General features: G+C 35.3%; 32 protein-coding genes. 19 read left to right on the top strand and 13 right to left on the bottom strand.

Going from position 1 to position 26,943, the window contains the following annotated elements; genetic code table 11:
* Positions 1 to 16: 16 nt before the first annotated feature.
* On the top strand, positions 17 to 970 hold the full coding sequence (locus Q0W25_RS04085; RefSeq protein ID WP_298519243.1) for a malate dehydrogenase: 954 nt from the start codon (positions 17 to 19) through the stop codon (positions 968 to 970).
* Here Q0W25_RS04085 and Q0W25_RS04090 read toward each other — a convergent pair.
* On the bottom strand, positions 967 to 1,488 hold the full coding sequence (locus Q0W25_RS04090; protein ID WP_298519246.1) for a nitroreductase family protein: 522 nt from the start codon (positions 1,486 to 1,488) through the stop codon (positions 967 to 969). The two genes, Q0W25_RS04085 and Q0W25_RS04090, sit on opposite strands and share 4 nt — an antisense overlap.
* A gap of 112 nt (positions 1,489 to 1,600) precedes the next feature.
* Here Q0W25_RS04090 and Q0W25_RS04095 point away from each other — a divergent pair, with 112 nt between their 5' ends.
* The 5 genes from Q0W25_RS04095 (at position 1,601) to dtd (ending at position 5,411) form a co-directional block, all read left to right on the top strand.
* Positions 1,601 to 2,515, top strand: coding sequence for a hypothetical protein (locus tag Q0W25_RS04095; protein WP_298519249.1), 915 nt, complete (start codon positions 1,601 to 1,603; stop codon positions 2,513 to 2,515).
* A gap of 5 nt (positions 2,516 to 2,520) precedes the next feature.
* On the top strand, positions 2,521 to 3,120 hold the full coding sequence (locus Q0W25_RS04100) for a zinc ribbon domain-containing protein (protein WP_298519252.1): 600 nt from the start codon (positions 2,521 to 2,523) through the stop codon (positions 3,118 to 3,120).
* 12 nt (positions 3,121 to 3,132) lie between these two features.
* Positions 3,133 to 4,275 carry a toxic anion resistance protein gene (locus Q0W25_RS04105; RefSeq protein ID WP_298519255.1) on the top strand — a complete coding sequence of 381 codons (1,143 nt, stop codon included), beginning with the start codon at positions 3,133 to 3,135 and terminating at the stop codon, positions 4,273 to 4,275.
* An 11-nt stretch (positions 4,276 to 4,286) separates the two neighbouring features.
* Positions 4,287 to 4,712: a hypothetical protein gene (locus Q0W25_RS04110; RefSeq protein WP_297826631.1), complete on the top strand. Its 426-nt coding sequence runs from the start codon at positions 4,287 to 4,289 to the stop codon at positions 4,710 to 4,712.
* A gap of 255 nt (positions 4,713 to 4,967) precedes the next feature.
* Positions 4,968 to 5,411 (top strand): D-aminoacyl-tRNA deacylase, encoded by a 444-nt coding sequence (dtd, locus tag Q0W25_RS04115; RefSeq protein ID WP_298519259.1) that lies wholly within the window; start codon positions 4,968 to 4,970, stop codon positions 5,409 to 5,411.
* Here the strand turns inward: dtd and Q0W25_RS04120 are convergent.
* Entirely contained in the window at positions 5,408 to 6,058 is a 651-nt protein-coding gene (locus tag Q0W25_RS04120) for a hypothetical protein (protein ID WP_298519262.1), read from the bottom strand. The genes dtd and Q0W25_RS04120 overlap by 4 nt on opposite strands.
* A gap of 113 nt (positions 6,059 to 6,171) precedes the next feature.
* Between Q0W25_RS04120 and Q0W25_RS04125 the strand changes: the two genes are divergently transcribed.
* The gene (locus tag Q0W25_RS04125; RefSeq protein WP_298519264.1) at positions 6,172 to 6,642 is read left to right on the top strand and encodes a pyridoxamine 5'-phosphate oxidase family protein; all 471 of its coding nucleotides are present in this window, start codon (positions 6,172 to 6,174) and stop codon (positions 6,640 to 6,642) included.
* 3 nt (positions 6,643 to 6,645) lie between these two features.
* Here the strand turns inward: Q0W25_RS04125 and Q0W25_RS04130 are convergent, their stop codons facing one another.
* A complete protein-coding gene (locus Q0W25_RS04130; protein WP_297826643.1) occupies positions 6,646 to 7,122 on the bottom strand; it encodes a GNAT family N-acetyltransferase in 477 nt (158 codons plus the stop codon).
* Positions 7,123 to 7,174: 52 nt separating this feature from the next.
* The gene (locus Q0W25_RS04135; RefSeq protein WP_298519267.1) at positions 7,175 to 8,233 is read right to left on the bottom strand and encodes an acyltransferase; all 1,059 of its coding nucleotides are present in this window, start codon (positions 8,231 to 8,233) and stop codon (positions 7,175 to 7,177) included.
* A 247-nt stretch (positions 8,234 to 8,480) separates the two neighbouring features.
* On the opposite strand from Q0W25_RS04135, the gene Q0W25_RS04140 reads away from it, so the two are divergent.
* Positions 8,481 to 10,442, top strand: coding sequence for a glycosyltransferase (locus tag Q0W25_RS04140; protein ID WP_298519270.1), 1,962 nt, complete (start codon positions 8,481 to 8,483; stop codon positions 10,440 to 10,442).
* A 1-nt stretch (position 10,443) separates the two neighbouring features.
* Entirely contained in the window at positions 10,444 to 11,106 is a 663-nt protein-coding gene (gene ung / locus Q0W25_RS04145) for a uracil-DNA glycosylase (protein ID WP_298519273.1), read from the top strand.
* Here the strand turns inward: ung and Q0W25_RS04150 are convergent, their stop codons facing one another.
* The 4 genes from Q0W25_RS04150 to Q0W25_RS04165 form a co-directional block, all read right to left on the bottom strand.
* Entirely contained in the window at positions 11,107 to 11,646 is a 540-nt protein-coding gene (locus Q0W25_RS04150) for a hypothetical protein (protein WP_298519276.1), read from the bottom strand.
* Between the two features lie 84 nt (positions 11,647 to 11,730).
* Complete coding sequence (locus tag Q0W25_RS04155; RefSeq protein WP_298519279.1) at positions 11,731 to 12,297, bottom strand: hypothetical protein; 567 nt, start codon at positions 12,295 to 12,297, stop codon at positions 11,731 to 11,733.
* Positions 12,298 to 12,316: 19 nt separating this feature from the next.
* Positions 12,317 to 13,465 carry a glycosyltransferase gene (locus Q0W25_RS04160; RefSeq protein ID WP_298519281.1) on the bottom strand — a complete coding sequence of 383 codons (1,149 nt, stop codon included), beginning with the start codon at positions 13,463 to 13,465 and terminating at the stop codon, positions 12,317 to 12,319.
* On the bottom strand, positions 13,458 to 14,606 hold the full coding sequence (locus Q0W25_RS04165) for a glycosyltransferase (RefSeq protein WP_298519284.1): 1,149 nt from the start codon (positions 14,604 to 14,606) through the stop codon (positions 13,458 to 13,460). Before Q0W25_RS04165 ends, Q0W25_RS04160 begins: the two co-directional genes overlap by 8 nt.
* Positions 14,607 to 14,735: 129 nt before the next feature.
* Here Q0W25_RS04165 and Q0W25_RS04170 point away from each other — a divergent pair, with 129 nt between their 5' ends.
* From Q0W25_RS04170 to Q0W25_RS04185, 4 genes are all read left to right on the top strand, one after another.
* Positions 14,736 to 15,524, top strand: coding sequence for a class I SAM-dependent methyltransferase (locus tag Q0W25_RS04170; RefSeq protein WP_298519287.1), 789 nt, complete (start codon positions 14,736 to 14,738; stop codon positions 15,522 to 15,524).
* Positions 15,525 to 15,576: 52 nt separating this feature from the next.
* Positions 15,577 to 16,500, top strand: coding sequence for an NAD-dependent epimerase/dehydratase family protein (locus tag Q0W25_RS04175; RefSeq protein WP_298519290.1), 924 nt, complete (start codon positions 15,577 to 15,579; stop codon positions 16,498 to 16,500).
* A 15-nt stretch (positions 16,501 to 16,515) separates the two neighbouring features.
* The gene (locus Q0W25_RS04180; RefSeq protein ID WP_292827181.1) at positions 16,516 to 16,698 is read left to right on the top strand and encodes a MarR family transcriptional regulator; all 183 of its coding nucleotides are present in this window, start codon (positions 16,516 to 16,518) and stop codon (positions 16,696 to 16,698) included.
* Between the two features lie 97 nt (positions 16,699 to 16,795).
* A complete protein-coding gene (locus Q0W25_RS04185) occupies positions 16,796 to 18,250 on the top strand; it encodes an NAD(P)/FAD-dependent oxidoreductase (protein ID WP_298519293.1) in 1,455 nt (484 codons plus the stop codon).
* 15 nt (positions 18,251 to 18,265) lie between these two features.
* On the opposite strand, the gene Q0W25_RS04190 is transcribed toward Q0W25_RS04185, so the two are convergent.
* Complete coding sequence (locus Q0W25_RS04190) at positions 18,266 to 18,889, bottom strand: hypothetical protein (RefSeq protein ID WP_298519298.1); 624 nt, start codon at positions 18,887 to 18,889, stop codon at positions 18,266 to 18,268.
* 187 nt (positions 18,890 to 19,076) lie between these two features.
* Between Q0W25_RS04190 and Q0W25_RS04195 the strand changes: the two genes are divergently transcribed.
* Positions 19,077 to 19,871: a DUF11 domain-containing protein gene (locus Q0W25_RS04195; RefSeq protein ID WP_298519301.1), complete on the top strand. Its 795-nt coding sequence runs from the start codon at positions 19,077 to 19,079 to the stop codon at positions 19,869 to 19,871.
* Positions 19,872 to 19,888: 17 nt separating this feature from the next.
* Positions 19,889 to 20,164, top strand: a complete 276-nt coding sequence (locus tag Q0W25_RS04200) for a zinc ribbon domain-containing protein (protein WP_298519303.1) — start codon at positions 19,889 to 19,891, stop codon at positions 20,162 to 20,164.
* Positions 20,165 to 20,271: 107 nt separating this feature from the next.
* Here the strand turns inward: Q0W25_RS04200 and Q0W25_RS04205 are convergent, their stop codons facing one another.
* A complete protein-coding gene (locus Q0W25_RS04205) occupies positions 20,272 to 21,231 on the bottom strand; it encodes a PLP-dependent cysteine synthase family protein (protein WP_298519306.1) in 960 nt (319 codons plus the stop codon).
* Positions 21,232 to 21,339: 108 nt separating this feature from the next.
* Complete coding sequence (locus tag Q0W25_RS04210; protein WP_298519309.1) at positions 21,340 to 21,825, bottom strand: hypothetical protein; 486 nt, start codon at positions 21,823 to 21,825, stop codon at positions 21,340 to 21,342.
* Positions 21,826 to 21,902: 77 nt separating this feature from the next.
* Between Q0W25_RS04210 and Q0W25_RS04215 the strand changes: the two genes are divergently transcribed.
* Genes Q0W25_RS04215 through Q0W25_RS04230 form a run of 4 tightly spaced genes read left to right on the top strand, consistent with a single transcriptional unit; the run spans position 21,903 to position 24,705 of the window.
* Positions 21,903 to 22,571 (top strand): class I SAM-dependent methyltransferase, encoded by a 669-nt coding sequence (locus tag Q0W25_RS04215; protein ID WP_298519312.1) that lies wholly within the window; start codon positions 21,903 to 21,905, stop codon positions 22,569 to 22,571.
* 30 nt (positions 22,572 to 22,601) lie between these two features.
* Complete coding sequence (locus Q0W25_RS04220) at positions 22,602 to 23,321, top strand: hypothetical protein (RefSeq protein ID WP_298519314.1); 720 nt, start codon at positions 22,602 to 22,604, stop codon at positions 23,319 to 23,321.
* 60 nt (positions 23,322 to 23,381) lie between these two features.
* Entirely contained in the window at positions 23,382 to 23,753 is a 372-nt protein-coding gene (locus tag Q0W25_RS04225; RefSeq protein ID WP_297828255.1) for an HIRAN domain-containing protein, read from the top strand.
* Between the two features lie 4 nt (positions 23,754 to 23,757).
* Entirely contained in the window at positions 23,758 to 24,705 is a 948-nt protein-coding gene (locus tag Q0W25_RS04230) for an ARPP-1 family domain-containing protein (RefSeq protein ID WP_298519317.1), read from the top strand.
* Between the two features lie 31 nt (positions 24,706 to 24,736).
* On the opposite strand, the gene Q0W25_RS04235 is transcribed toward Q0W25_RS04230, so the two are convergent.
* Positions 24,737 to 25,453: a zinc ribbon domain-containing protein gene (locus Q0W25_RS04235; protein ID WP_298519320.1), complete on the bottom strand. Its 717-nt coding sequence runs from the start codon at positions 25,451 to 25,453 to the stop codon at positions 24,737 to 24,739.
* A 45-nt stretch (positions 25,454 to 25,498) separates the two neighbouring features.
* Positions 25,499 to 26,887, bottom strand: coding sequence for an MFS transporter (locus tag Q0W25_RS04240; protein WP_298519323.1), 1,389 nt, complete (start codon positions 26,885 to 26,887; stop codon positions 25,499 to 25,501).
* Positions 26,888 to 26,943 lie beyond the last annotated feature (56 nt).

Here is a 26,943-nt window from a genome sequence, read left to right on the forward strand (position 1 = left end):
TATACAATATATTAACATGGTAAAGGTAAGTATTTTAGGATCAACTGGTATTATAGGAAAGCATGTTGCATTTACATTGGCAAGAGCAGATACCGTTGATGAAATAGTTTTATTTGCAAGAGCCCAGAGCGTCGATAAAGCTAGAGGAGAAACATTTGATATGTATGACGCTTTGGCAGCTGAAGACATTGACTGTAAGCTAACTCCGTCTTCAGATTATGAAGATTTGAAAGGTTCATCTATCGCACTGATTACAGCTGGAATTCCAAGAAAAGAAGGTATGAACAGGCGTGATTTGGCTGTTCCAAATGCAAAGATAGTGAGGGAATATGCAAAACAGATTTCAATCCACGCTCCGGATTCTATTATTCTGATTGCAACAAATCCTGTTGATATAATGACAACAGTGGCTTTGGAGGCATCAGGATTTGACAAGCATAGGGTGATTGGTGTCGGAAACCACTTGGATTCATTAAGGTTAAAGGCATATTTCTCAAGATTTTTGGATATAAACAGTTCTGAAATCCATACCCGTGTTGTCGGTGAGCATGGAGATCATATGGTTCCTTTGCTAAGCTCAACAACAATAGGTGGTATTCCTTTAAAATATTTCGTAAAATCTGTTGATGTTGATGTTATAAGGCTTGTAAACAGGCTTAAGAATGCCGGAAACACTATAATCAGCAAAAAGGGAGCAACGGAATACGGTCCGTCATTTGCTATTGCAAACCTGATTTCAACAATAATCACAGACAGCCATAAGATATTGACCGTAAGCATATATCTTGACGGTGAAATCGAAGGTGTAAACGGCGTATCGTTAGGCGTGCCTGCAGTTTTAACAAAAAAAGGCGTTGCTATGATTGTTCCGATTCATATGAATGAATATGAAAAGGAAAGATTTAATGAAGCTGCAGAAGTGGTTAGGGAAACCACAGAATTCGTAAAGAGTTCACTGGATGAGGATTAAACGAGAAAGTGGATTCTGCTTTTATCGATATCCTCAAGGGCGTATGGCTTCACTTCATTTTTGGGAATGCCAAGCGCCAATATTCCAACAATCCTATAGTAATCGTCAACGCCGATAATCTCTTTAACGGCATTTTCTGAATCTTCACCATCTGAAGTTTTTCTCAGGTGAATTTGAACCCAGCAGCTTCCGATATCAAGGCTGGCGGCCATCAGGTGCATATATCCAAGGGCAATTGATGAATCTTCAATCCATGTGTTTGAAATCATTGGGTTTGCAACAACGACAATGGCCTTATTGCATCCTGTCAACATTTCAGCTCCGCTTTCTTTAGCTTTTGATAGCTTTTCAAGTGTTTGTTTGTTTTCAACTATCAAAAAGTTGCATGGTTTTCTGTTTCTGCTTGTTGGGGCTAAAAGTCCTGCTTGTAAAATTTTCTCAAAATCCTTTTTGGGAATGTTTTCATCTTTATATCTGCGCACACTTCTTCTTTTAAGCAAATCATCAATAAGGGCCATTAAATCACCTTACAAAATTAACATTTTTTTATATATTAACAATTTAAATACAAATATTTAAAAGCATTAAAGTAATATATTCTAATATATAATTTCATTGGAGAAATAATTAATGGCTATCGAAAACAGAAAGCAAAATGAAATTAGAAGGTTAACCACACCACCAAAATTTAATGATTCCAAGGCTTACGACAGCAGGGGAAACAGAATAAACTGCATTGAAACGCTTTCAGACTTGAAGTTCATTGTCGAGCCCAATGTCAATATTTTAACTGAGGATGAAATATTGGAGCACGCCCCAGAATCAATCGAGGCCAGCAAAATCAGGTTGGCTTATGGATACGGCAATAACGGAGATGTCATGCGTTTCAACAATTCACTTCCATGGATTTTGGGTCTGTATTATGTAACAGCAGCATGCATTGCCATTCCTGTCTTTTATTCTGGAAACAGCTTTGGAATGTTTTTCATGCTTATCATGTTCATACTTCCATTGGTTTATCTGTATTATATCTTCAATTTGAAAAATTACACTTCCACAAGCGGTGTAAAAGCTGCAAATAAACCAAAACCACTGGCCAATAAGGTAACTGAAACTGTACAAAAGCCAAAAAGTGAAGATCAGGGTTTGAAATCTCTCCGGAAATATCAAAAGGAAATCGAAGAGTTGAAAGTTGTATATGATGCCAAGGAAGATGTTGTAAAGGGTCTTATAGAAAAAAGATTCCAGCCTCCTCAAATCACTTATGACAGGTTCATGTCCACAATCAACAAATGTCACGAACTGTTTTATATGGAAGCCGATTCAGCTTTAAACATTACAAGATTGGCTGCTGATGATACTCCAAGGGTCGATGAGGAATTAGAACATAAAATCGAAACATTGAAATCATTGATTGACCAAATCGAAGATTTGACAAATGAGCTGGTTATAAATATAAGTTCCGATAGTAAATCTAATGGTGATGTTAAAGATTTAATCGATGATATGGAAAACTTAATAGAATCCGTAAAGGAATATGAGTGATTGAAATGACAATTAAATGCCCAAAATGTGGAAAAGAGTTACCTGATGAGTCACAGTTTTGCTTGGAGTGCGGAACACGAATCTCCAATCCTGCAGCATCAAGAAATCTGAGCATATTCTCAAATGGAAAGATATTTTTAGCGTTAATATTTATCGTACTTATAATAGGAGGTATATTGATATTTGCCGGTGGCGGTGACCACAGCAATGATGTTAATGATAAGGTAGATAAGGAAGCCAGCGAATTCGATTTCATTATTAAGGAAATAAATGCATATGACAGCGATAATAGTGGAAAAACAAGTTATACGTATTATTTATATGTATTATTCAATAAGGTGCCATCAAATAAGGATGGCTATCTTTTAAAGACAACATACTATGACAAGAATGACACTGAATTGGGAAACGAGATTGAAACCCTTTCATCAGCATATTATGATTCAGATTACGGAAATTCCGTAGGTCATTATACTTCATACAAATACATTGATGTTGACCATGCAAAGCTTCAGGTCATAAAGGATGACCGTGTGATTAAGGAATCAGAAGCTAAACTGGACAAGAATAAAATTGACTTTGAACAACAAAAAAATAATAAATAAAAGGTGATAAAAATGGCCGAGTTTTCACTTGATATTGATGAAATAAAAAAGGATGTTGAAGACACTCTCAAAGAGGAAGAGGTAAAATTAGAAAATTCCAATATTAAAAATCAGGCTGAAGAAAACGCAACCGCAATTTTCGAAACTGATTTCAGCAATCCTAACGAAAGAGAAAAGATCATTAAGCCTATTGAAAGTTTTGGTATGGATGACATGTCAAAATCTTCAAGCAAAAATGAAATTCTAGCTACAAGATGTGTCGATTTAAGCAAAAAAGGCAAGGAAGCAGAAAACATTGGAGACAAACTTGTCGAACTGGACAAGCAAATGAAAGATTTGGATCCAAGCAAAATCGACTTTGCAAAGAAAGGCGTTTTGGGAAATCTTTTAAATCCTATCCACAAGTACTTTGCAAAATATGAAAAGGCGGAAACAGCCATTTCAGACATTATCGATTCACTTGACCACAGCAGCAAAGTCCTTCAGAATGATAACGTAACCCTTTTGAGCGAAGAGAACTACTTGAGGGAAATCACCAATAAGCTTCTTGCAGACATTGAACTCGGTAAAAAAATGGATGAATCAATCGAAGCGCAAATCAATCGTGCTGAGATGGAAGGTGTTGAATCTGATAAAATTGCATTTGTTCGTGAAGAGGTTTTATTCCCACTCAGACAAAGGATAATGGATATGCAGCAGATGATTGTTGTAAACCAGCAAGGAATCGTTTCACTTAACGTAATCAGAAGAAACAACAAGGAACTTATCCGTGGTGTTAACCGTGCCAAAAACGTAACCGTATCTGCACTCAGAACAGGTGTCATGGTTGCAAGCGCACTGTATGACCAAAAAATTGTAATGGATAAGATCAATATCCTGAATTCCACAACAGAAAACATCATAGAATCAACTTCCCATATGCTTAAGGAGCAAGGAAGCGAAATTCAAAAGCACAGCGCTGAAACAATGATTTCTCCGGAAGTTCTTAAGGCATCATTTTCAGAAGCCATTCAGGCTATCGAAGATGTAAGCACATATAAGCAGCAAGCACTTCCAAAAATGAAAGAGACAATACTTTTATTCAGTGACATGGCGGATGAAGGCCAAAAGGTCGTTGAAAAAATCGAAACCAAAAACAATGAATTGCTTGAATAACTATTGATAATATGGATACAATCGATAAAATCAAAAAATCCTGGTGGGTAATATTCCCATTCACTTTCATTTTTCCGGGAGTGGGATTTATCTACATTGGATTAAAGGCAGACAACAGAAACTGGATTTTAGAGGGAATTACTTATGAATTGCCTTGGTTTTTTTATTTTCTTGCCTCTGCAAAGTTCTCTTCTGAAGTCATGGCAGCCTATTATGTATGGATAATACTTCTGGTCATGTTTATAGCATTGGTCAGGTCCATAATGGTAGCCATCAAGCTTTTAGAGGTCTATGAAAAAGAGGAACCTAAGCCAAAGGTGTATAGTGCAACATCAACATCCTCAAGTTCAGATTCTAAAGAAAATGATGGTTTAAAGTCATGCTGTGTCTGCATAATTTTCATTTTCATTGTATTTGCCATAATATCAATTCTCTAGATGATTTCATCTTTCATTTTTTTCTATTTTTTTCAAGTTTTTTTCTATAATAATTATTAAAAATAGCTATTATTAAGTTACATGTTGGGTCAAAAACCATCTATTTAATCATTCGAATAATTGATATTCATTGACTTATAGAAAATATTCTCACATTGGATTTCTAAAATAAGATGAAGTAGTTCAATTGAATAATTTTTTTAAAAAAAATATTTAACATATAAAAATCAAGATATAACTATTAGGAGATTATTTATGAAATTGGTAGTTCAGAGGGTAACAAGAGCCGGCGTAGAAGTAGATGATGAAATAGTCGGCAAGATTGATGAAGGATTGATGGTCTTGGTCGGATTTGGAGTCAATGACACAACAAAAGAAGCAGACTATCTTGCAAAAAAATTATTGAAACTAAGAATATTCAAGGATGAGAACGGAAGAATGAACAGATCCGTTCAGGATATCAATGGAAAACTATTGCTGGTTCCCCAATTCACTTTATATGCATCAACAAAAAAGAACAGGCCTTCATTCCATAAGGCAATGAATCCTGAAAGTGCAACAGAGCTATTTGAATATTTCAAAGAAAAGTGCTCTGAAGGCACTGAAGTTGAAAGCGGTGTGTTTGGAGCATATATGAAAGTGGATTTGTTGAACAACGGTCCTGTAACAATCCTTCTTGAAAAGGAATTTGAGGATTAGTATAATTTTTCACCGGTGTAAAGGTTTTCTTCAGTATATATTCTGATGAGTGTATCCACAGTATCCTCATACATAAGCCTGTAACCTATTGCACCGCCGTCTTTTGATTCAACATTGTTCAGTGATAAATCGCTATTTTCACCGCAATTGTTTATGATATACCACATTCCGTGAGGGGTATATATGAAAAGAACACCTTCCCCTTTTTCAGCCCCTATCTTGAAGCTGTCTTCAGGGTCATATATTTTTGTTGAATGAAGGGCTAATCTGGACAGGTTCTGTTTTGGTCTGGTTCCGCCATTTTTGAATAATGTGTTAAGCCAATTGTATGCATTGTCCTTAAGATTTGATTTGGATATTGGATTTTCAAAAGCCTTTTTGATTTTGTCCTGCCTTTTTTGGAGGGTGTTTTCAATACCTAAAATTTCTTCAACTTTTGCAACATCCTTTTCCAGGCATCTATAACCTTCAGGCCTTCCGGTAACTTTAATTATACCATCAGCAAAATCTTTTCTTCTAAAATCAACCATATAGCTTTTCACTTTTTCAAATTCCTCATCGGGAATTCTTTTGTTTAATCCGTAAAGGTAGCCATATTCACTAGCATCATAACATTTTGTTTCCATTTTCAAATCCTTATCCTGCATAAAATCAATCCTTGAAACCTTTTATATTATATTAATCAACACAAATTATATAAATTTTTTAATATTGCTTTACAGATAGATTATCATATCAAATTAATTATAACGGGATTGTCATGTTTCGAAAAATGAGAAGGCACAAACAGGAACTGTCCAAGGAGGAATGCGTCGAAATTTTAAATGCCCAGTCACGTGGTGTTCTGGCGGTTTTGGGTGATGATGAGTATCCTTACACAGTTCCAATGGATTATGTATACGTTGACGGTAAATTATATTTCCACGCAGCCATGGAGGGCCACAAGATTGATTCAATAAGAAAACATGAAAAAGTTTCATTCTGCGTTTTAAATGATGGGGTAAAGGAAGCTGACAGCTGGTGGTACACCTTCAAAAGCGTCATAGCATTTGGCAAAATCAGGATTTTAAATGATGATGATGAAAAGAAAGAGAAATTGACTTATCTTGGAAACAAATATTTTCCGACACCTGAAGAAACTGAAGATGAAATCAGAAGACTTCTAGACAGGACTGCAGTCTTTGAACTGAATGTCGAACATATGACCGGAAAAATTGTCAGGGAAAAATAGCCCTCAGTCATTGGCTAGCTTTTCCAATTCTTCACCAGTTAAATGAAAGACATTCCAATCCTTCTGTTTAGCGCCTAAGGACAAATAAAAGTCAATGCTTGGCTTGTTCCATGAAAGACAAGTCCATTCAAACCTGCCGTAACCCCTATCAACGACTATTTTTGCAAGCTGTTTAAGGAGGGCTTTTCCGTATCCCCTTCCACGATATTCGGGATCGACAAAGAGGTCCTCCAGATGAAGGTTGACATTTGAGATATATGTTGAAAAGCTTAAGAAAAACAGTGCAAACCCAATTTCCTTTTCGTCTTCAAGGGCAAAAATAACTTCAGCCTGCTTTTTTTCGAAAATCCATTTTTTCAGGGATTCCTCTGTCGCTATTACTTCATCCAATCTTTTTTCATAATCGGCAAGTTTTTTGATAAATTCCAAAATCAAGCCAACATCATCTTCTGTTGCGTTTCTAAAAGTCAATTCGGCCATTTTGATAACCTCATAAAAAAAATAAAAAATAAGTTTTAAAATTAATTAAAACTTATGCGTATCCGGATAGCTTATTGATGTATGGTATTTTACTTAAAATAACAATAATTATCCATGATACGATGAATACGATTATTGACAAGCAAATAATTGCAAGGAATACTTCAGTTCCGGTCAAATGCATATGCTTGATGGTATTATGGAAGAACACAGTAGGTATTGTGTTGATTAAATAGATTCCATAACTTGCCCTACTTATGGAAAGTACGCTTTTTGATATGACGGTTGTCTGCAGTAGATTTTTGACCGGCAGGTATAATCCTTGAGTGCATTCATAGATGTATTTGCCCAATACGAATACTGCGGAAGTTTGCAAGAGTTCTGTAATACCTAAATCAAGATAGGAACTGAGCATTGCTGATTTAGCAGCTTCGAAGTTTTCGAGCAGTGGAAGAACATGAATCTGTCCGCCAAACTTGACAAGGGTGGTCACGATGAACAGTATCAAAGCTATTGAAACCATCTTGTTAGTGCTAATACCGAAATCTTTTTTAGACAAGTAGTATCCTAAAACAAGGTATCCCAATGGGGACAGGAACATGTTCAAGTCAAGAAACATTTCGATTTTGAAGTGGTATGTTGTCTGATAGAATATTGCAGCAGCAAAAATCATGATGATGAAATATTCAATTTCTTCCATTGTGGAATTTTGAATGAACTTGTTTATGATTGGTATTGAGAAGTATACACCTAAAATCATCCAGAAATACCATTTGAATGCAAAGATGTTGCTTACTTGGCTTACGCCCATATTTGTCAAGTGTGCAAATACATATGTTAATATAAAGAAGAATATGAAAGGATATATAAGCCTGCTTGTTCTTCGTTTTAAAAAGGATTTAATTTCAATATCTCTATTCAATAAAAGCGCTCCACTTATCATTATAAAGAGAGGAACGCCAAATCGTGTTATTTGAGAGAATGCATAAATGTCTATATGCTTTATTTGAGGTCCGCCTTTCCATACCTGAAAGACATGTAATGCCACAATTGCAAATATGGCTAAAAACTTTAAAAAATCAATATATTCTAATCTCTTTTTTTCATACATATATTAAGGTTATACTTGAAAATATTTAAATTATTAGTATTTTAAAGTAAAATAAATTACTTTTTTAAAATTTAAAGGAGAATTCTAAACTTTTCTTTAATCGAAAATTCGAAATTTGATAATAATCAATATTTCAATCTAATATAACTTGAAATCAAATATTATTATAATTAAAGCAGTTTATGATTAGATTTAAATAAGATTAAAAATTATAATTATTATTATAATACTATTTAGAGGTTATCTTATGGAAAATCCAAAAATTTCTGTTATTATGCCCATTTATAATACAGAATATTATCTTGAAGAGACTTTAATATCCCTTGCAAGCCAGACAATACTCGATGACCTTGAAGTCATCATGGTTGATGACGGAGCTACCGATGAGTCAAGATACATTATTGAGAAATATGCATTGGATTATGACAATTTTCATGCATATCATAAGGAAAATGAAGGTCAGGGTATTACAAGAAACTACGGTTTGAGTTTAGCAAAGGGAGAATATACTATTTTTTTAGATTCAGATGATTATCTGCCCAGGGATGCATATGAAACCCTATATGAATTGGCACTGAAGACCGGAAGCGACATAGTTGTGGGTAATGTCTTGAGGTTTGCTCTTTATAACGTATGGGAAGACAACCTTTTCAAGAACAGTTTTTTTGGAATGGATGAAGTCATCGAAAAGACCACATTGAACGAAATGCCTTCACTTCTATGGGATACCGTAACATGGAACAAGCTTTATAAAACAGAATTCCTAAGAAAAAACAATATCAAGTTTCCGGATAAAAAGATTTCCTTCCAGGATATTCCATTTAGCCTTAAAGCATATATTTTGGCCGAGTCTATTTCAATCACTCCAGTTATCACAAATTACTGGAGGCTCAGAAGCGACAATACTTCAGTAACCCAACAGGACAAGAGTATTAAGAATTTCAGAAACCGGCTTGAGATTACTCGAATGTCTCTTGATATACTTGACGAATTTGATGTCAGCGATGAGATAAGAAACAGGATATATGACAAGTGGATCAATCACGATTTGAAATTCAATCTCAAAAGGATAGATAATTATGACCCTGAATATCAGGAGGAATTCATTTCACAGGTTTATGACATCGTCAAGCTAATCCCTGATGAAATAATTGAAAGCCAGAACTCTTATAAAAAAGTGCTGTTTAAACTGATTAAAAACAGGGATTTTGACAAATTATTGATGTTTGCTCCGCTGGAAGATGAATTATGTAAAAATCCTCACATTCCACCAGTCGTCAATCAATATGGAAACGATTTCAATTTTAGCAGGGATATTAAGGATGAAGAACTATCCGTAGAATTGGTGGATGTCATGTTTAATGAAGATAGCTTGCTTTTGAAATTTGAGGAATCTCTCAATTATCTTACAGAAGATATTTCATATGATGTTGTAGCCAAATTGGTTGGTGAAGACAGGGAGTATCCAGTTGATGTCGATTTGGAAAACAAACAGATAACAATTCCATTTGGAATGTTCGATGATAAAAATCACTTGAAAGTTAAGGTTATCTGCATCTTTGACGGGTTTGAAAAGGATGCTTTCATAAAAAACAGGCACAGGCAGTCCCATACATTCGATGAATTCGACATGGATCTTGATATGGGCGTAGATTCTTATTTGTACCTTGATTATAGGCGAAAGCAGGACAATGAAATCATAATCTCAGATGTGTCATTTGATTCAGGAGAGTTTATCGTTGATGGAAAATCCAATTTCAGGGTTGATGAAATCATTATGGAAAATGTCATAGATTTTGATAAAAAGACATATCCATTAGAATATGATATCGGAGGCAGGTCATTCTCTTTTAGAATTCCACACAACGATATTTTAAATAATTCCATTAAGAAATGGGAATTGAACTGTCCTGATTGTTTGAATTCAATAAAGGTTTCAAAGGAGTTTCAGTTTTTCACAAGATACTATAAGATCCGATTCATCAATTCAAGAAACAAGATACTGATAGAAAATGACATTATCGATCCTGTAGAGAAAATGTATGAAACATTTGTGCAAAAGGAAGAAATCAACTCATTGAAAAATAAGATTAGTTCACTTGAATATAAAAACCAAAAGCTTGAAAGTAAAAATAAAAGGCTGGAAGACACTATCGAAGAATTCAAATCCAGAAAAGTAGTTAAATTTGCCGATAAAATAAGAAGATAACATGATTGGTAATGACTGGGACAGTGTCCTTAAAGAAGAATTTGAAAAGGAGTACTTTATTGAAATCAAGGAGTTTGTTGATGAGGAATACTCTTCAAAGACCATCTATCCTCCATATGATGAAATCTTCAATGCATTTAAGTTAACACCACTATCCAACGTTAAAGCAGTTATTTTAGGCCAGGACCCCTATCATGAAGAGGGCCAGGCTCACGGGCTTGCATTTTCAACACCGGAAGGGCATCCTATACCAAGGTCACTAAAGAATATCTTCAATGAAATAAATGACGAATATGGATATCCTATTCCTTCATCAGGATGTCTTGAAAGCTGGGCAAATGAAGGCGTTTTTTTATTGAATACAGTACTGACAGTAGAGGAAGGAAATGCAAATTCACACAGCAAATGCGGATGGCAGACATTCACGGATAATGTGATTAAAATCCTAAACGACCAAAAGAAGCCTATAGTATTCATGCTGTGGGGAAAACAGGCAGAAAAGAAAAAAGAATTGATAACCAATCCCATTCATTTGGTTTTGATAACCTCGCATCCAAGTCCGTTTTCTGCAAGACGCGGATTTTTTGGATCAAATCATTTTAAACTAGCTAATGAATTTTTAAATGAGAATGGTTTGGGTGAAATAAACTGGAAGTTGGAGTAATCAGCTGATAACTCCAAATCCGAATCCGTTTGTTCCGACTGAGAAGAACGTATGGCTTCCGTCATCACTTCTAGGATAGTCATATCTTTGTGACTCGATGGCATCCACAATCTTGTAATTTTGAAGCTCATCATTCAATATTGAATAGAATTCAGTATGGTTATATGCAGAAGGTGATGAACTGTTCACCACGGCTTCAATTGTCGGAGTGATGTTAGTGCCTCTCCATGTTATATAGTAAAACTCTTCTCCTGATGAAAACCATAATTTGGAATTGTTTTTCTCATCGTGGCGGTCATATGTCATGAAATGTATTGCATCATGGCCTGCAACGACAACTTTTTTTGCATAGCTGTTATGTTCCAGGAAATATCCATATAGGCTCATTATGTTTGGATTGACGTATCTGATTGTAAATTCATCAATGTCCTCATCGTATTCGTACATATGAAAGTCGCTTGAATAAGGATTTTCATATTGGGGAGGTATTTTAAACTCTTCATAGCCGACAGTTGCAGTTGTCCAATTTGAAGTGTCCATAGCACTTGCAGCATTGATTAATATAAAAAATGTTATGGTAATAATGATGATTTTTTTGAACATGATAGTAGTTTGTGATTAAGCCTATATTATAATTTTGTAATCTGATGTTCTTTTGTCCCTGTCCTTTGAATCCATATCAACCAAATCATAAACCAATGGATTTGCGATAAGCATTTTCCACACTTCATAGGTTACTTTAATAAAATCGTCGTTGAGTTTGATATGGTCTCGAACTATTGGACAGACATATGGAAATTCGGTTTCATCCAATACCAAATGGAATTCCCCATTTTTGGTGATGTGGGGAACCAAAGGAAATGTCCTGCACTGGATAGGCCTTATTTTCCTGTCGCATTTAGGGGGATTCTTGCATTTTACAAGGTAGATGCTGTCCTTCCAGGAATGAGGGTATTTGATTTCAGAGGAATCAAGATAGTATAACTCAAAGCTGTTGCTGTCTTCATACATCAGCTCTTCGCCGGGCAAAAGATAAAGCACAAGCTCCTCTGTGTTGTTTTCATCAGTATCGTAAACGCAGCAGACCTCACCGCACAATTTTCCGCAATCGAAATCGACCGGTGTCACTTTTTCGAGTCTTTCGTAAATCCTTTCAATTGATTTTTTCATTTCGCGAGCTGTAATTTCCATATATTTCACGTAAAATTCTTTAATTTCTTCTGAATAGATTGAAAGTGCTTCTGAACACTTTTGTCAATTTCCAGCTTCTGGAGGATAATATTTCCTCTTTCTTGCTTTCCAATTCATTTTTTTCATGTTTCAGTCTGGAATTTTCCAATTCAAGCATGCTGTTTTTTTCCTTCAATTCATCCTGTTCCCTTTGAAGCAGATATAAATTGATTTCCCTTTCATAGGTCTTGGCGGCATCGTTTTCATAAAAGATCTGATATTCCTTTCTTTGATAGTCAGGAATCAAATCGTTTTTAGCAATATCAATTCCATTAAGGTATTGCTTGGCCAGTTTGAAATGCTCTTCGTTTATTGGGGTAATCATATGGTATGTAATCTGCCTTAATTTAAAGAATTCAAATTCCTTTTCAAAATCATTCAGATAATTTTCTTTTTTAAGAAACTCTTCAACCTCATCTATAACATCAAAAATCTTGATATGTGATTCATAGTTGAAGGAGGATGAATTAGGATTGTCAATGCGATAGTAATAGAGATATTCAGGAACAAATGAAATCCTTGTTGCCCTAAGCATGGATTTTATGTGAAAGAGAACATCTTCGTAAGGCAGCTTTTCATTGAATTTGAAATCGTCATACCTATCAAACAGTTCCTTTTTGTAAAACTTGGTCCATGGCGCAAAGGATGAATTCAAAACGTATTTTCGCACGTTAGTGTAGTCGAAGGTAAAGTCATTGAAGTCCGCATCTTTGAAGACTTCATCGAATGGGAACAACGGAGGGGTATCAATTTTGTTGCCGCTTTCAATGTTTCCGGTCTTGAACATGACAATTTCAGAGCTGTTGTTTTTAATATTGTCATGAACCAACTCTAAAAATTTAGGGATTATACAATCATCGGAATCCATGAAATAGACATATTTGCCAGTGCAATGTTCCAGTCCTTTGTTTCTGGCTGAACCCTGTCCTTTATTTTCCTGGGAAAAAACCTTAATGCGAGAATCTTTAAATGAATAGTCGTTCAGTATTTCCAATGAATCATCGCCGGAGCCGTCATTGACGCATATCAGTTCAAAATCATCGAATGTCTGATTGAGGATATAATCAAGGGTGTCTTTCAGATGGTCCTGTGAATTGTAAACAGGCATGATGATTGATATTTCAACCATTTTTTGATCCTCCCTTCCTGTTTAATTTTCTTAAAGGTTCAGTCAGCTTCCAGCTTTTTGAATTTAATAGATTCCTGTTCAAGTCTTTCAAAGCATTGATTTCCCTTTTCAATTTTTTATTTTCCTTTGAAAGGTCATAATTTGAATAGAATAAGTCGTAGTTTTCAGTTTTAAGCCGATATTCTTCATGGCTTTCGTATTCAATGGCAAAATTGAAGAAGTTCTGAAGCCTTCTTGGAAGTTTGTAAAACGCTTCGCTGGATTTGTATTCATCATCACATTTTTTATAGTCTTCCCTCATCTTTTGATAATAAAACTCCTTGTCATCTTCATCATCTATTAATGTAAAGTACCAGTGGATTTGTGAAATTTTCCTCCTGTAGAGTCTTGTTTGGTATTTTTCAAAGTATCCGTATTTCCTTGTTATGTCGATTATCATATTGTGTATCCTAATCATATGATAGAATTTAGAATATGCGGAGTTTGTAATTGAGTCGAACCGCACTCTTCGAAGATAGAGATGCTTGTCGTAAAAATAGGCTCTTTTTGCTCTGAACATGACTTCAACAAAGAATGGATTGTCTTCAAAAATCATTCCAACTGGAAATTCCATATCCTTAATCATTTCATATCTGTATATTTTCCCTGGTGCTGTGACTGGCATGTAGTAAAATTTTTCTCCGATGTCTTCCTGGTTAAATACGCTATCACCAATGATCTCTTTTATGCAGTTCATTTCATAATAGTCCTTTTCCTGTTTTTCAAAAGTGTCTGCATCAAAATTGATTAATTTGAAAATCAGCAGATCAAGGGATTTTTCTTCAACGATTTTTAAGGTCTCTTCAAAGGCTGTAAGTTCGAAATAATCATCGGAATCGATAAATGTGACATATTCTCCAGTCACATTTTTCAAACCCACATTTCGAGCCATTGAAAGGCCCTGATTATGTTGGCTGATAACCTTGATTCTTTTGTCCTTTTTTAAATAGGAATCCAAAATATCCTGCGTATTGTCGGTTGACCCGTCATTTATGCAGATAATTTCTATATCCTCAAAGGTCTGGTTTAAAATGCTGTCCAGACATTCTGATAGATACTTTTCAACATTATAACAGGGTACGATGACTGATAGCTTGACCATAGAATTCTCCATTGATTGTTTTGAATTGTAAATGATTATTTATAATAATGTACAAATATATACAATATATATTCAAATTATAATATATTAACATATTCAAATTGAAACTTATAATCGGAGCATTTATTGATGAAGGAATTTTTTTTAGAAAAAAGCAATAGCTACAAATATTATAAAGATAATTATGAAAAGCTATTGGAAGAAAACAATGGTTTAAAGGAAAAATTAAAGGAATTTGAAAAGGAATGTCCTGTCTGCGGCCATATAGGCACAGATTTTAGGTCATGGCCTCAAATCATTCACAGGGAAGTCGAATGTCCCGAATGCCTAAGCCATGAACGCCACAGGGCATTATGGCTGTACTTTAAAAGGAATACTCATCTATTGAAAAACGGAAATAAGCTTCTTCATTTTGCTCCGGAACCGATATTTTATGACCTTTTTAAGGATAGCGACATTGAATATCATCCGGTTGACATCTCCGATGAAAACTTCAGGGTAAGGGAAGTTGTGGATATACAGGATATTCCCTATGAAGACAATTATTTCGATGTCATTTACTGCTCACACGTTTTGGAACATGTAAAGGATGATAAAAAGGCAATGTCTGAGCTGTATAGGGTCTTGAAGCCTGGCGGCATTGCACTCGTATTGGTTCCAATCAACGGCATATCATTTGAAATGCCTTTCGATGAGGCCGTAACCTTGGAAAATGAGGAATACAACACGCCGGAATTGCGTGAAAAATATTATGGTCAAGATGATCATCTAAGGCTTTACGGCACAGATTTCAAAGACAAACTGACTGATGCGGGCTTTAAGCTATTGTCCGATGACTTCATTAAGAAACTCGGCTATGAAACCATAGAGCGCTATGCCCTAATTAGAAATGAAAATATTTTTGAATGCACAAAATAAACATAATTTTAATAATTTGGTATTATAAATGATTAATTAAGTAAAATGGTTTATGGTTAGAAAAATGATAAGGGACTCCAATATTCTTGTAACTGGGGGCATGGGATTTATAGGTTTTCCCATTGTCAAAAGACTGATTCCAGATAATGAACATATTATAGTTCTAGATAATGCTCCTGCAGATGCCATAATAGATTCTGAAAACGTCACTTTCCACAATGAAGATATGGGAAATGTCGATTTTGCTAGTTTATTGGAGGACATTGACTACGTATTCCATTTAGGCGCAAAGATAAACGTATGCGACAGTTTCAAAAATCCGTATGAGTATCTCTCAGTAAACTCGAATTCAACATTGAAACTGCTGGAGGGTGCACGGAAAAATGATGTCAAGAAAATAATATTCTCTTCATCAGCCGCAGTTTATGGAGACATCAACGGATTGATATCTGAAGACATGAATCCGCAACCGAAATCACCTTACGGATTGTCAAAATTCGTATCTGAGTTATATCTAAAAAATTATTTTGAAAATTATGGAATGGAATATACTTCTTTGAGATATTTCAATGTATATGGATATAAAGGAAAAAATAATGAAATCAGTGATGTAGTAACCCAATTCATCAGGAATATGATTGCTGATAGTCCTCCAGTCATAAACGGTGACGGAAATCAGACAAGGGATTTCATTTACATTGATGATGTTGTAAATGCGAATATGCATTTTGCAAAATCTGATTTTAATGGAGAAGTCAACATCGGATCAGGAAAAGAAACATCAATTTTAGAGCTTTTCAATATTTTAAAGGGTATTACCAATTTCAAACAGAACCCGATTCATGAAAAGAAGATTGAATCTGAAATAATCAATTCAAAAGCAGACATCAAGCTAATGAACAGTATGGGCTTTGAAATTTCAAATCCCTCCTTAAGGGATAATCTTGTAAAGGTCATTGATTCATATAATCTATAAATTTAAGGTGATATTATGGATGACAAGGAAAAAGTAATTGAAGCATTCAGAAGTTCTGAAGACCCTTTGAATGCAAAAAAGGTAAGTGAAATCTCAGGTGTTGAGAAAAAAGAAGTGGACAAGATAATGAAAGAATTGAAAAAAGATGAAACAATCGTTTCTCCTAAAAGATGTTATTGGACTCTTGCAGAAAAATAATGTCTTTATTTTATTTTTTTTTTTAACAATAGGTTGATTCCTATTTTTAGTTAATGATTTATACTTTTTTAGACAAATTTTCATAAGAGGTTAAACTATGGATTATGACGTTATTTATATAGGAAGCGGAAATGCATCATGGCAAGGTGCTCGCTTTTTAAGAAAAGAGGGTCTTAAAATATTAATTGTCGAAGAAAGCCTGTATGGAGGGGCATGTGCTAACAGAGGCTGCAACTCAAAGGCATTGCTTGACGCACCATATGAGATAAAGGCATTGGCTGATAATTTTGAAGGCGTTGGAAAGGCAGGCAATTTTGAAGTCAGCTGGCCGGATTTGATGAAATTCAAACGTCAGAGAATAGCAGGAATGTCCATATTCTTAGACGGCAAATTCGACGAATATGATTTGGATGTTGCCCATGGAAAGGGTGTCATTGTTGATGAGCACACCGTACAAGTCGGAAACAAAAAGTTCACTACAGATAAAATTGTGATATCCACAGGTCTGAAACCGGTCATTCCGGACATTAAAGGAAAGGAATACCTGCATGACAGTACAGACTTTTTGGATATTGATGAGCTTCCAAAGCATGCAATCATTATTGGAGCCGGCTTTGTTGGCATGGAATTCGCATCAATCCTTGCAGAAGCAGGCCTTGAAGCTGACGTAATTATAAGAGGGGACATGGCATTAAAGTACTTCCACCAGCCTTATGTGCAAAACGTCATAGAAATATTAAAGCAAAAAAATATCCGTTTCCACTTCCACGAGCAAGTTAAGGAAATAGTTAAAGACGAAAATACAATAATCGATAATCCAGAAGCCAAAGTCCTGAATGTAACAAGCGCAATGAATTCCGATGAATACCTAAGGGATCCTCAATCAAAAATAGACAACAAGGCCCATGAAAACGCATTCACTGTCAAATGTGAAAGTGGACTCAGCATTACTGGAGACTATGTAATTGCTGCTATGGGAAGAACAGCGAATGTGGAGGACATAGGCCTTGAAAATGTGGGATTGACATACACAAAACAGGGAATCAAGGTTAACGGGCACCTGCAAACAGATGTGCCTAACATCTATGCTTCAGGTGATGTTGCAGATACAGGCATTGCCAAGCTTGTAACAGTAGCTATCCACCAGTCCAAATATCTTGCAAAAGAGCTGTTGGGCGGAGCCGATGAAATCACTTATCCTGTTGTCCCGGCAGTTGCCTATACCATTCCGAGAATAGCCACTGTTGGTGTTCCAGCATATATTGCTGAAAAAAGCGATGAATATGATGTTCACACAATCAGATATGGTAATGCATATTCTTTAGAGCTTAAAAACGACAGGACCGCTGAGGCAAAAGTGATTGTTGATAAGGACCTGCAGATTGTAGGTGCTGAAATATACGCTGCCGATGCGGAAAATGTGGCTAACATGTTCGCATTCATCATAAATAAAAAAATAACCTTGGAGGAGCTTGACTATATGATTTATGCATTCCCTTCAAGCAGTTCAGTATGTCTGTACAAATTGCACAACATACACTACAAATTCTAAACATAGGGTAAAATCCTATGTTTTGAACAATTTTTCAAGCAATTCCTCTTCTGTTTTGTAAAAATCGAATTTGATGATTTCCATTAGGTTTTGAGGAGCTCCCACTAACTGGGCTGAAGCATATAATGGAAGATATATTTTTTTTGCACCCTGTTCAACAGAAATTCTCAAAGTTTCAGGCAAATTTTGTGATTGTTCCTTGCTGAGTATGACTGTACAGTCTTCCAAACTAATATTATTTTTGATGGATTCATTAGCTATTTGTTCCTGTAAATTAAATTCATTAGGTTGCCCATCACCTGTTAAATTATCGATGCTTCTTTCATTATTTTTAATGGATAGTTTGAATATGTTTTCTCCATCAATGAAATATACTTCACCTATATCAAGATCATTTTCCAGAAGTGTTCCGATTTGGTATGTGTTTTCAACTTCCTTGACTTCCACTTTTTCTATAACTTTATCCTCTGCAGCATACAACTCTCCAAAGTCAATGGAATTGTTCAGTAGGGACTTATATTCTGCCAGTTTGTCATTTTCAGCTTCTTCTCCAGCTATTTTTTTCAAAAGACGTATGATTTCCTCATTTTGATTTTCGATGTTTTTGGCTATTTTAATTAATTCTGATAAATCTGACATAGTTGATTTTATGTATTTAGTAATTATTATAGGTTTAGAATGATTTGAAACAAACCATTTTTTTTAAAAAAATTTATATAATCTTATTTAAATATCTAGTACTGTATATAATGGAATAATTAAACCAGGAACTTTAATATTCTATTATTTGTAAATTGTTGAACATTGAATAATTTTAGAGGTAAATATGGATGGGAAAATATTATTGATAGCAGTTTTAATTTTCTTATCTTCCATCTCCTGCGTAAGTGCAATTGATTTTGATGATGTCACTTCCGATTCAGGTTTAAACCAATTGGATTCACAAAACTTGGCGATTTCAGTCGGATCTGATGACATATCATCTCAAAACCAGGATGGCATGCTGGCAATGGATTCGCAAAGTGATGATGGCATTTTGGAAGCAAATATTGAGGATGAAAACAATACCATTTCAGCCAAAAGTTCTGAAAATAGTGATGTTTCATCCAGTCCTAGTGTTTCATCAGGTAACAAGGACTCCTCTGCGTATCTAGTTTTAGATAATGATGCGGATAAGGAGAATGTCCATATTGGGGATTATGTTACTTGGATAATTACTGTAGCCAACCTAGGTCCGGGCACTGCCAAAAACGTAAAGGTTTTTGATCAGCTTCCTGACGGTTTGAAATACATTAAGCATGAGGCTTCAAAAGGCACATTTGATCCTAAAACTGGAATTTGGGATATCGGAGACATTTCATTAGGTGATTATGAATTTTTATTCATCACTACTGTAGCCCTCACTCTTGGTGAAAAAGTCAATAAGGCAATTCTAACATCTGATACACTAAATCTGAATAATGAAACTTATGAAGAAGAGGAAATCGATGTTGAGGAAGAGGATAGCAATGATAAGGATAAAGACACTATTGATTATAGTCTGAAAGCTGCCGGAAATCCAATATTATTAGTTCTGATTTCATTGTTCGGATGTTTGATAGTTAATTTCAAAAGAAAATAGAAGGGAACTTTGATACCATGGAAAATTTTGAAAATCAAAAATTTTGCCAATCATGTGCAATGCCAATGGCTGATGATGAGCTATACGGGACAAATGCAGATGGGACAAAAAATGAGGATTATTGCATATACTGCTTTAAAGATGGGGAATTCACTTCTGACATGACAATGGATGAAATGATGAAATTCTGCATTGATAAGATGTGTGAAGTCCACCCGGAATTCGATAAGGATGAAGCATCCGCAATGATGAGGGAAGTCTTTCCTAAATTGAAAAGATGGGCTAATGATTAATTTTAAAAATAGGGGAAATGAAATTGGAAAATTTGATTTACTTCCAACATTTCTCTAACTACTTTTTCAAAATTTAAAAATAAGTAAGTGAACTAATTCACTTTTAATTAAATTACTTCAAAATCGATTAATATTATTTTATTGGAAATTAGTTTAGGGTCATCATCGATTTCTTCAGATAATTTTGTGGTAATGTACTTTTTGTTGTCATCAGCAAAGACAGTTGCCATATTGTATTCATCGCTGTTCATTATCACGCCGGCTAGGAAGTTTGCACCGCTGGAAATACCGATTCCCAAACCGAATTCCTTTGCTATTATTTTTGACATGTTGATTGCATCGCAGTCATGTATCAAGACAATGTCGTCTATCAAATCAGGTTCCACAATACCTGGAATAAAGTCGTCACCGATTCCTTCAATCATGTGGCTTCCCTCTTCCATGCCCATTTTAAGTATGGATAGTGTGGAAGGTTCTAGAGCAAATATTTTGGAATCCGGATTGTTGTCCTTCAATCTTTTTCCGATTCCCATCAATGTGCCTCCGGTTCCGATACCTGAAACAAAGGCATTTACATCTGGAAAATCATCTATGATTTCCTTACCGGTTGAAAGGTATTGTGCCTCAACGTTGAGTTCATTATCAAATTGGAGTGGTCTGAATGCATCATTTTCTTTTGCAAAGTCTTCAGCAAGTTTTAATGCTCCTTTAAATCCACCTTCCTCTTTGGAAATTAGATGTACGTGGGCACCAAACATTTCAATGATTTTTCTCCTTTCGATGGATACCCAATCAGGCATGAATATATGAACGTCATGGCCATAAAGAGCGCCGATTGCACTGAATGCAATTCCGGTGTTTCCGCTTGTAACCTCTACAATGCTTTGACCTTCCTTCAAATTGCCGTTTTCTCTTTCTTTTTGAATAATGTATAATGCAATCCTGTCCTTTATACTTCCGGAATAGTTGTAAAATTCAAGTTTAGTGTATATGCTGTCTTTTCTTCCTTCGTATTCATAGTTAATCTTTATCATTGGTGTATTTCCAACTAATTTTTCCACGTTCATAACATTCAATCCAATTCAATAATAGCTAATATAACATTTTCATTTATGTATTTTGATAATAAAATACTTTATTAAAATAATTTCTCATATGGAGGATATTTCCTTTTTTTATTGTTTGGTCCATTGATAGGCTATTCTTGGAGATTCTCTCACAAATATTGTTCCGCACTTTCCAAATCCATTTTTTTCAATTAATATCTGCATGATTTTATTGCTGTTGTGAGTGTCTATTCTGATGTTGTCTGATACGCTTTTGCAGTAGTCAATGGCACATTTGAAAATTCCTTTAGCCTTTCCATCGCTTGCAATCCTATGGATTGTAACATATTCATCTTCGTTAAGCCATTTGCCGTTTTCAATATGCTCATAAGTAGGTTCATTGCCAAAAAAGAGTGCAAATACTCCATGAGGTCCGTCATCGTCACATATAAGAAAACACTTTTCATTTTCAATGTCATTTTCAATCAGGTCTCTGCTTGGATATGTGTGTCCCCATTGGTCAGGATTTCCGGATTCAATCATGAAGTCCTGTGCAGTTCTATAGATTATCATAATGTCATTTAAATCTTCATCAATAGCTTTTCTGATATGCATGAATATCCCCAAAAATTTTTTATCACTTATATTATTTATATTTCAGATAATATATTAAGTGTTATAGGTGGAGTTCAATGGACAATAAAAAGACAGAATATATAGAAAATCCTGACTTGTTCAAAAATGCAGGAAATCCCAAAGGTGAATTGGGCAATGAACTGCTGGACTGGATGACAATAAACCATGAAAACCTTGCAAAGTGGGGCATAAGTCATTTGGAAATCACTGAAGAAGATGTGATTCTGGATATCGGCTGCGGAAGCGGAGTAAATATTGAAAGATTTCTCAAAATGACAGAAAATAAGGTTTGTGGCATTGACTATTCGCATCTTGCCGTGAAGAGATCCGTTCAGCTAAATCAAAAGGCCATTGATGAAGGAAGGTGTGAAATCACTGAATGTTCAGTATCAGCCATGCCCTTTGATGATGCCCTATTCGATATTGCAACGGCATTCGAAACAGTTTATTTCTGGCCCGATATTGTAAATGATTTAAGGGAAGTCAGAAGAGTATTGAAGGATGACGGAGTAATACTCATTTGCAATGAAGCGGTTCCAAAAGAAGATGACGGTCGCCAAAAGGAACTGTCTGAACTGTTGGGCATGACCATTTACTCTGAAGATGAACTGGATGAGAACTTGCGCCATGCAGGATTTTCCGAAGTCATAAGCTTTTTAAAGGAAGGCCATGACAGCGTAACAGATGAAACGGTTACATGGCTTTGTGTAATAGCAAGAAAATAATTAATATAATGAAAAAGAATACTTTAATCAATGGCTAAAAAAGAATATCTGGTGATTTTGATTTTATTAATCGTAATATTTGCTTTGAGTATTGCGATTATCAATGTGGATACAAAACAAACAAATTCAACCAATGTCACACATGAAATCATAGCAAATGATACATTGCAGGATTCAGGCACCGTTGAAGTAATCAGAAATCTTGGAAATCATGGCTCCAAAAGGATAGCCTATGTTGTTGGTGTTCATCCTTTGGAAAACGAGACACATAAAACCTTGCTTAAGATGTTGCCTAGCCTAACAGACTTGAATTATTGCTATGATATTTACATTATCAATGTAACTGAAGATATAGGATATTATGGTGACGGCTCATCGGATGACAGTCCTGGAAGGCAGCACGGTCAGGACCTGGCATTGAAATATGTTTATCCCCAAATTATAAATGGAGGATATGATCTGGCTGTTGACATTCATTCCAATGTTGGGGCCTATCCTTATAAGACTTTTGTTTTCAGTCCAGTTAAGGAATCAAAAAGCGTGAATTATGCTTATGAAGTTGCAGGAAATTCACAAAACATATCCTATTATGCTCCGGATTCCACTACGAGCGGTCCGTATTTGACTATTCCATTAAATCAGAATGGTATTCCTGCATTTTATTTTGAGGAATACAGCTTTGCATCTCAGGATGAAAAGGATATGCACATGCTGGAACTTATAAATTCTGTTGACAATTTAAGCTTATGATGGCAAATTTCGAAAGCCTTAAATACTTTAATGCACAATTTATACACAAGGTGATAATAAATGTATATAACAATACAATCATTTAATAAATTGCACGGTTCAAAACCTCTTAAACTTGGCGGAATCGTGAAACTTGTTAAAGAACCTGACAACAAATATGATTCAGAAGCAATAGCTTGTGAAATGAGATATTTCGGAAAGATTGGGTATGTATCAAACAGCACTTCAACCGTTGCTAAAGGAACAATGAGTGGAGGCCGGGTATACGATAAGATCAGTGACGAATATTTCGCAAGAATTCAATTCATTATAGGCACTGATGCAATTGCAAAAGTGCTCAGTGAAGAAGAATTCATCAAGGAAGTTGAAAATCCTGAAAGCGATGTTCATTTTTTATGCGACCATCTCGAAGAACTTGAACTTAAAGGATGATATTATGATAATTGAAGATAATGAAATTGACTCAAACATTGAGTTATTAACACCACAATCACATGAAAACGTAGCCATAATTCCTCTTAAATCTGAAAAAAAGTACATTGACGTATTGACTCTTAAAAAAGGAATGGAATTGGGTTTGGTTGAAGTAACGGAATGTGAACATTCCACAGTAAGCACTGTCATTGTAAAGAATAATGCCGTTACCCCATTGATATTGATAGATGGCGAGGAAATAGTCGGTGGAGACCAGAACAGGATAGTAAATGCAACCACAGTAATAGCTCCAAATTCCCAGTCACATATTTCTGTAAGCTGCACTGAACGTGGCCGTTGGGCATATAAAAGCGAATTTGCAAGTTCTATTCATATTGCAGATTTAAATACTCGTGTTGCAAAGGAAAAGGCATTCAGATCCAACAGGCCGGTTCAAAATGAAGTATGGTCATCAATCGATGCCCTTGAAAGACGCAATAATTATCACTCAAAAACAAGTGCGATGTCTGAAAGCTATGAGAATGCGAAGACAAATTTCAAAGAAATCCTAAAGTCATTTGAAATTGTAGACGGACAAACAGGAGTTTTAATCATCATAAACGGTGAAATCAAAGGTTTTGAATTATTTTTAAGCTCCGAAATTTACAAAGACTTTCACGAAAAGATTTTAAAAAGTTATATTATAGGTTCTGATGTGGAAAACATGACTTTCACAATCAATGTGGACAGGGCTAGACAAGTAATTGAAAATGCCTTTGATTCAACTTTTGAATCCAAGCCAACAAAAGGATTGGAAAAAGCCTATGAATTCGAAAACCCGGAAGGCATTGGAAAAGCCTACATTTTCGAAAATGAAATAATCCATTTGTCCTACTTCAACAGCGTTTCAGATGATGAATCTGATGAGGCATTAGTGAATGCTGATGTAAATTATGCGGTTAGAGACTGATTTCTCTAATCTATTTTTTTTTAATGTTTATTTAAATGTCATCAAACAAAATCTGATGGCCGCATTCAGGGCAGAACAGTGAATCGGAATCTAGCTTATGTCCACAGTTAGTGCAATATACATCATCACTATAGATTACAGCCTTACGAATTTCAAGTTCCTCTTCGGAAATCTTTCCTTCTTCAAATAGACTGTACAATTCCAAAAGGCCATCTATTTCATCATAGCTTTCATTATCAATGTTGTCTTCGAGGATTTCCTTCAAGGGTGTTGCTAAATCTTCATTTATTGCGAAAATCAAATCCCTGTCTTCAAGTTTGATCAATACTTTCTTTTTGGACCATCCGCCATCGAGTATTTCAATTTCATCCATTTGGGAGTATAATATTTTTTCGTTTGTTTCTTTGATGGTTATTCCGTCATGGTCTAAAAGCAAGTCTGTACCGACCCATTCATCATCATTTGAGGGAATATTAATCCAAACCTTTCGCTCTTTGAAGATGGTTTCCTTCTGTTTTTTAATCTTTTCAAGTTTCAGATTAATGGAATCGACAGAATCCTGAAATTCCGCAATCAGCTCTTCAGTAATGATGTCTTCATCAATCTTAAGGTTTTTTGAGTTTAGAAATTTTAAAAAAAGCTTGTTTGGAGAGCCGAATGTATTGATTAAGTTATAATCTTCCAATAGCTCTTCATTCTGTTCAAGTATGTCATTTTGGGTATTTCTTAAAAGATCTTTTAATCCCATATTAATATGTATTGATTTTTTAAATATTAATCTTACTGTTTAATCTTATAAGTTTGATTTCATGGTTTCCATCTGTTCATCGCGGCTTTTTAATTTCAGGGTAAACAGGAATGCGATGAATGCAACAATAGCTGCCAAAATTAAACTGACCTTATAACCCATAATTCCTGAAAAAGATGCAATTATTCCTCCGATGAGTGCTCCACCTATCAGTTGTCCTGCACTTGACAGCATGTTTACGATAGCCTGGCCAGCACCTCTTTCCTGTGGTTTGGCTTCACATAAAACGATATACCTTAATGGTGCTCCAATAATTGTCACCATTCCCGTACCGATTAAACAGCCGGCTACAATAAATAATAAGAAATTATTAGGGTATATTGCAATAACAATCAGGCCGAATGTTAAAATTAATGTTCCGACTGCCATAATCTTACGTGAACCTGCTGAATCAAGGATTTTACCGAGTATCGGTGCAGCAACGGCATTTGCTCCTAAAATCGGAATCAGCATTAGGCTTGCGAATTGTTCATTCAGGCCCATTGAAAGGATAACAAGTGATGGAATGAATATTGCTGATGAATATATTATCCCATAGCATAATGTTTCAATGCATGCAATTGCAATCTCTCTGTTTTTCAGCATGTGTATAGGTACGATTGAATCCTGTGCCCTTTTTTCAATTCTAAAGAATATCGGAATAAGAATGATGAAAATTATTAGGAATGGAGCCACATTTAAGGACAAAAGACTGTTCACAAAATTGCTTGAATCTATTTGATTCAATCCGTAGGCCAATAATATCGCAAGCAAACTCAGCATCAGAATTCCCAAATAATCTATTTTCAGTTTTCTTTCATGTTCTGCATCTGGAAGGATGTAGAATGCAAACAGCACCAGCAATATACTGATTGGGATGTTAATTGTAAAGCACCAATTCCAGCCAAATGGAATCAATGCTGCCCCAACCAAAGGACCTCCAATTGCAGAAATTCCGAACACGCTTCCAAGAATCCCCAATGCTTTTCCCCTTTCGTCAAGTGGGAATGCATCGCCTACGAATGCTCCGGCTACCGGGAAGAGGCCTCCGCAACCAAAACCTTGAATGATTCTTCCAAGAAATATTGATTCGATATTAAAGGAAAATGCGATTAGGCAAGAGCCTATTCCAAAGAGTATTACGTCCAAGATGAAAATCTTTTTTCTGCCGTAAAAGTCTGAAAACTTCGCCATGACGGGAGATCCGATCATGAATGTGATTACAAATAATGTAAATATCCAGCTTGACTCCCTGCTTGTCAGATGCAAGCTTTGCTCAATTGATGGCAGTACCGGACCGATGATTCCAGTATCCAATGATCCCATAAATACGCCTATCAGGAATAATAAAAGTATCATGTTTCGTGTTTTTCTATCCAAGGTTTTGTTTTTCATTGTATTTCATTTAAAATTTTATATTTATAGTTATTTATTAACATTATCTTATATCT

Source organism: uncultured Methanobrevibacter sp., from assembly GCF_947166415.1.
Classification (GTDB): domain Archaea; phylum Methanobacteriota; class Methanobacteria; order Methanobacteriales; family Methanobacteriaceae; genus Methanocatella.

Bases quoted from the DNA above. Each gene is read 5' to 3' on its own strand.
- Q0W25_RS04085 (WP_298519243.1), top strand. From the start codon at position 17: ATGGTAAAGGTAAGTATTTTAGGATCAACTGGTATTATAGGAAAGCAT.
- Q0W25_RS04090 (WP_298519246.1), bottom strand. From the start codon at position 1,488: ATGGCCCTTATTGATGATTTGCTTAAAAGAAGAAGTGTGCGCAGATAT.
- Q0W25_RS04095 (WP_298519249.1), top strand. From the start codon at position 1,601: ATGGCTATCGAAAACAGAAAGCAAAATGAAATTAGAAGGTTAACCACA.
- Q0W25_RS04100 (WP_298519252.1), top strand. From the start codon at position 2,521: ATGACAATTAAATGCCCAAAATGTGGAAAAGAGTTACCTGATGAGTCA.
- Q0W25_RS04105 (WP_298519255.1), top strand. From the start codon at position 3,133: ATGGCCGAGTTTTCACTTGATATTGATGAAATAAAAAAGGATGTTGAA.
- Q0W25_RS04110 (WP_297826631.1), top strand. From the start codon at position 4,287: ATGGATACAATCGATAAAATCAAAAAATCCTGGTGGGTAATATTCCCA.
- dtd (WP_298519259.1), top strand. From the start codon at position 4,968: ATGAAATTGGTAGTTCAGAGGGTAACAAGAGCCGGCGTAGAAGTAGAT.
- Q0W25_RS04120 (WP_298519262.1), bottom strand. From the start codon at position 6,058: ATGCAGGATAAGGATTTGAAAATGGAAACAAAATGTTATGATGCTAGT.
- Q0W25_RS04125 (WP_298519264.1), top strand. From the start codon at position 6,172: ATGTTTCGAAAAATGAGAAGGCACAAACAGGAACTGTCCAAGGAGGAA.
- Q0W25_RS04130 (WP_297826643.1), bottom strand. From the start codon at position 7,122: ATGGCCGAATTGACTTTTAGAAACGCAACAGAAGATGATGTTGGCTTG.
- Q0W25_RS04135 (WP_298519267.1), bottom strand. From the start codon at position 8,233: ATGTATGAAAAAAAGAGATTAGAATATATTGATTTTTTAAAGTTTTTA.
- Q0W25_RS04140 (WP_298519270.1), top strand. From the start codon at position 8,481: ATGGAAAATCCAAAAATTTCTGTTATTATGCCCATTTATAATACAGAA.
- ung (WP_298519273.1), top strand. From the start codon at position 10,444: ATGATTGGTAATGACTGGGACAGTGTCCTTAAAGAAGAATTTGAAAAG.
- Q0W25_RS04150 (WP_298519276.1), bottom strand. From the start codon at position 11,646: ATGGACACTTCAAATTGGACAACTGCAACTGTCGGCTATGAAGAGTTT.
- Q0W25_RS04155 (WP_298519279.1), bottom strand. From the start codon at position 12,297: ATGGAAATTACAGCTCGCGAAATGAAAAAATCAATTGAAAGGATTTAC.
- Q0W25_RS04160 (WP_298519281.1), bottom strand. From the start codon at position 13,465: ATGGTTGAAATATCAATCATCATGCCTGTTTACAATTCACAGGACCAT.
- Q0W25_RS04165 (WP_298519284.1), bottom strand. From the start codon at position 14,606: ATGGTCAAGCTATCAGTCATCGTACCCTGTTATAATGTTGAAAAGTAT.
- Q0W25_RS04170 (WP_298519287.1), top strand. From the start codon at position 14,736: ATGAAGGAATTTTTTTTAGAAAAAAGCAATAGCTACAAATATTATAAA.
- Q0W25_RS04175 (WP_298519290.1), top strand. From the start codon at position 15,577: ATGGTTAGAAAAATGATAAGGGACTCCAATATTCTTGTAACTGGGGGC.
- Q0W25_RS04180 (WP_292827181.1), top strand. From the start codon at position 16,516: ATGGATGACAAGGAAAAAGTAATTGAAGCATTCAGAAGTTCTGAAGAC.
- Q0W25_RS04185 (WP_298519293.1), top strand. From the start codon at position 16,796: ATGGATTATGACGTTATTTATATAGGAAGCGGAAATGCATCATGGCAA.
- Q0W25_RS04190 (WP_298519298.1), bottom strand. From the start codon at position 18,889: ATGTCAGATTTATCAGAATTAATTAAAATAGCCAAAAACATCGAAAAT.
- Q0W25_RS04195 (WP_298519301.1), top strand. From the start codon at position 19,077: ATGGATGGGAAAATATTATTGATAGCAGTTTTAATTTTCTTATCTTCC.
- Q0W25_RS04200 (WP_298519303.1), top strand. From the start codon at position 19,889: ATGGAAAATTTTGAAAATCAAAAATTTTGCCAATCATGTGCAATGCCA.
- Q0W25_RS04205 (WP_298519306.1), bottom strand. From the start codon at position 21,231: ATGAACGTGGAAAAATTAGTTGGAAATACACCAATGATAAAGATTAAC.
- Q0W25_RS04210 (WP_298519309.1), bottom strand. From the start codon at position 21,825: ATGCATATCAGAAAAGCTATTGATGAAGATTTAAATGACATTATGATA.
- Q0W25_RS04215 (WP_298519312.1), top strand. From the start codon at position 21,903: ATGGACAATAAAAAGACAGAATATATAGAAAATCCTGACTTGTTCAAA.
- Q0W25_RS04220 (WP_298519314.1), top strand. From the start codon at position 22,602: ATGGCTAAAAAAGAATATCTGGTGATTTTGATTTTATTAATCGTAATA.
- Q0W25_RS04225 (WP_297828255.1), top strand. From the start codon at position 23,382: ATGTATATAACAATACAATCATTTAATAAATTGCACGGTTCAAAACCT.
- Q0W25_RS04230 (WP_298519317.1), top strand. From the start codon at position 23,758: ATGATAATTGAAGATAATGAAATTGACTCAAACATTGAGTTATTAACA.
- Q0W25_RS04235 (WP_298519320.1), bottom strand. From the start codon at position 25,453: ATGGGATTAAAAGATCTTTTAAGAAATACCCAAAATGACATACTTGAA.
- Q0W25_RS04240 (WP_298519323.1), bottom strand. From the start codon at position 26,887: ATGAAAAACAAAACCTTGGATAGAAAAACACGAAACATGATACTTTTA.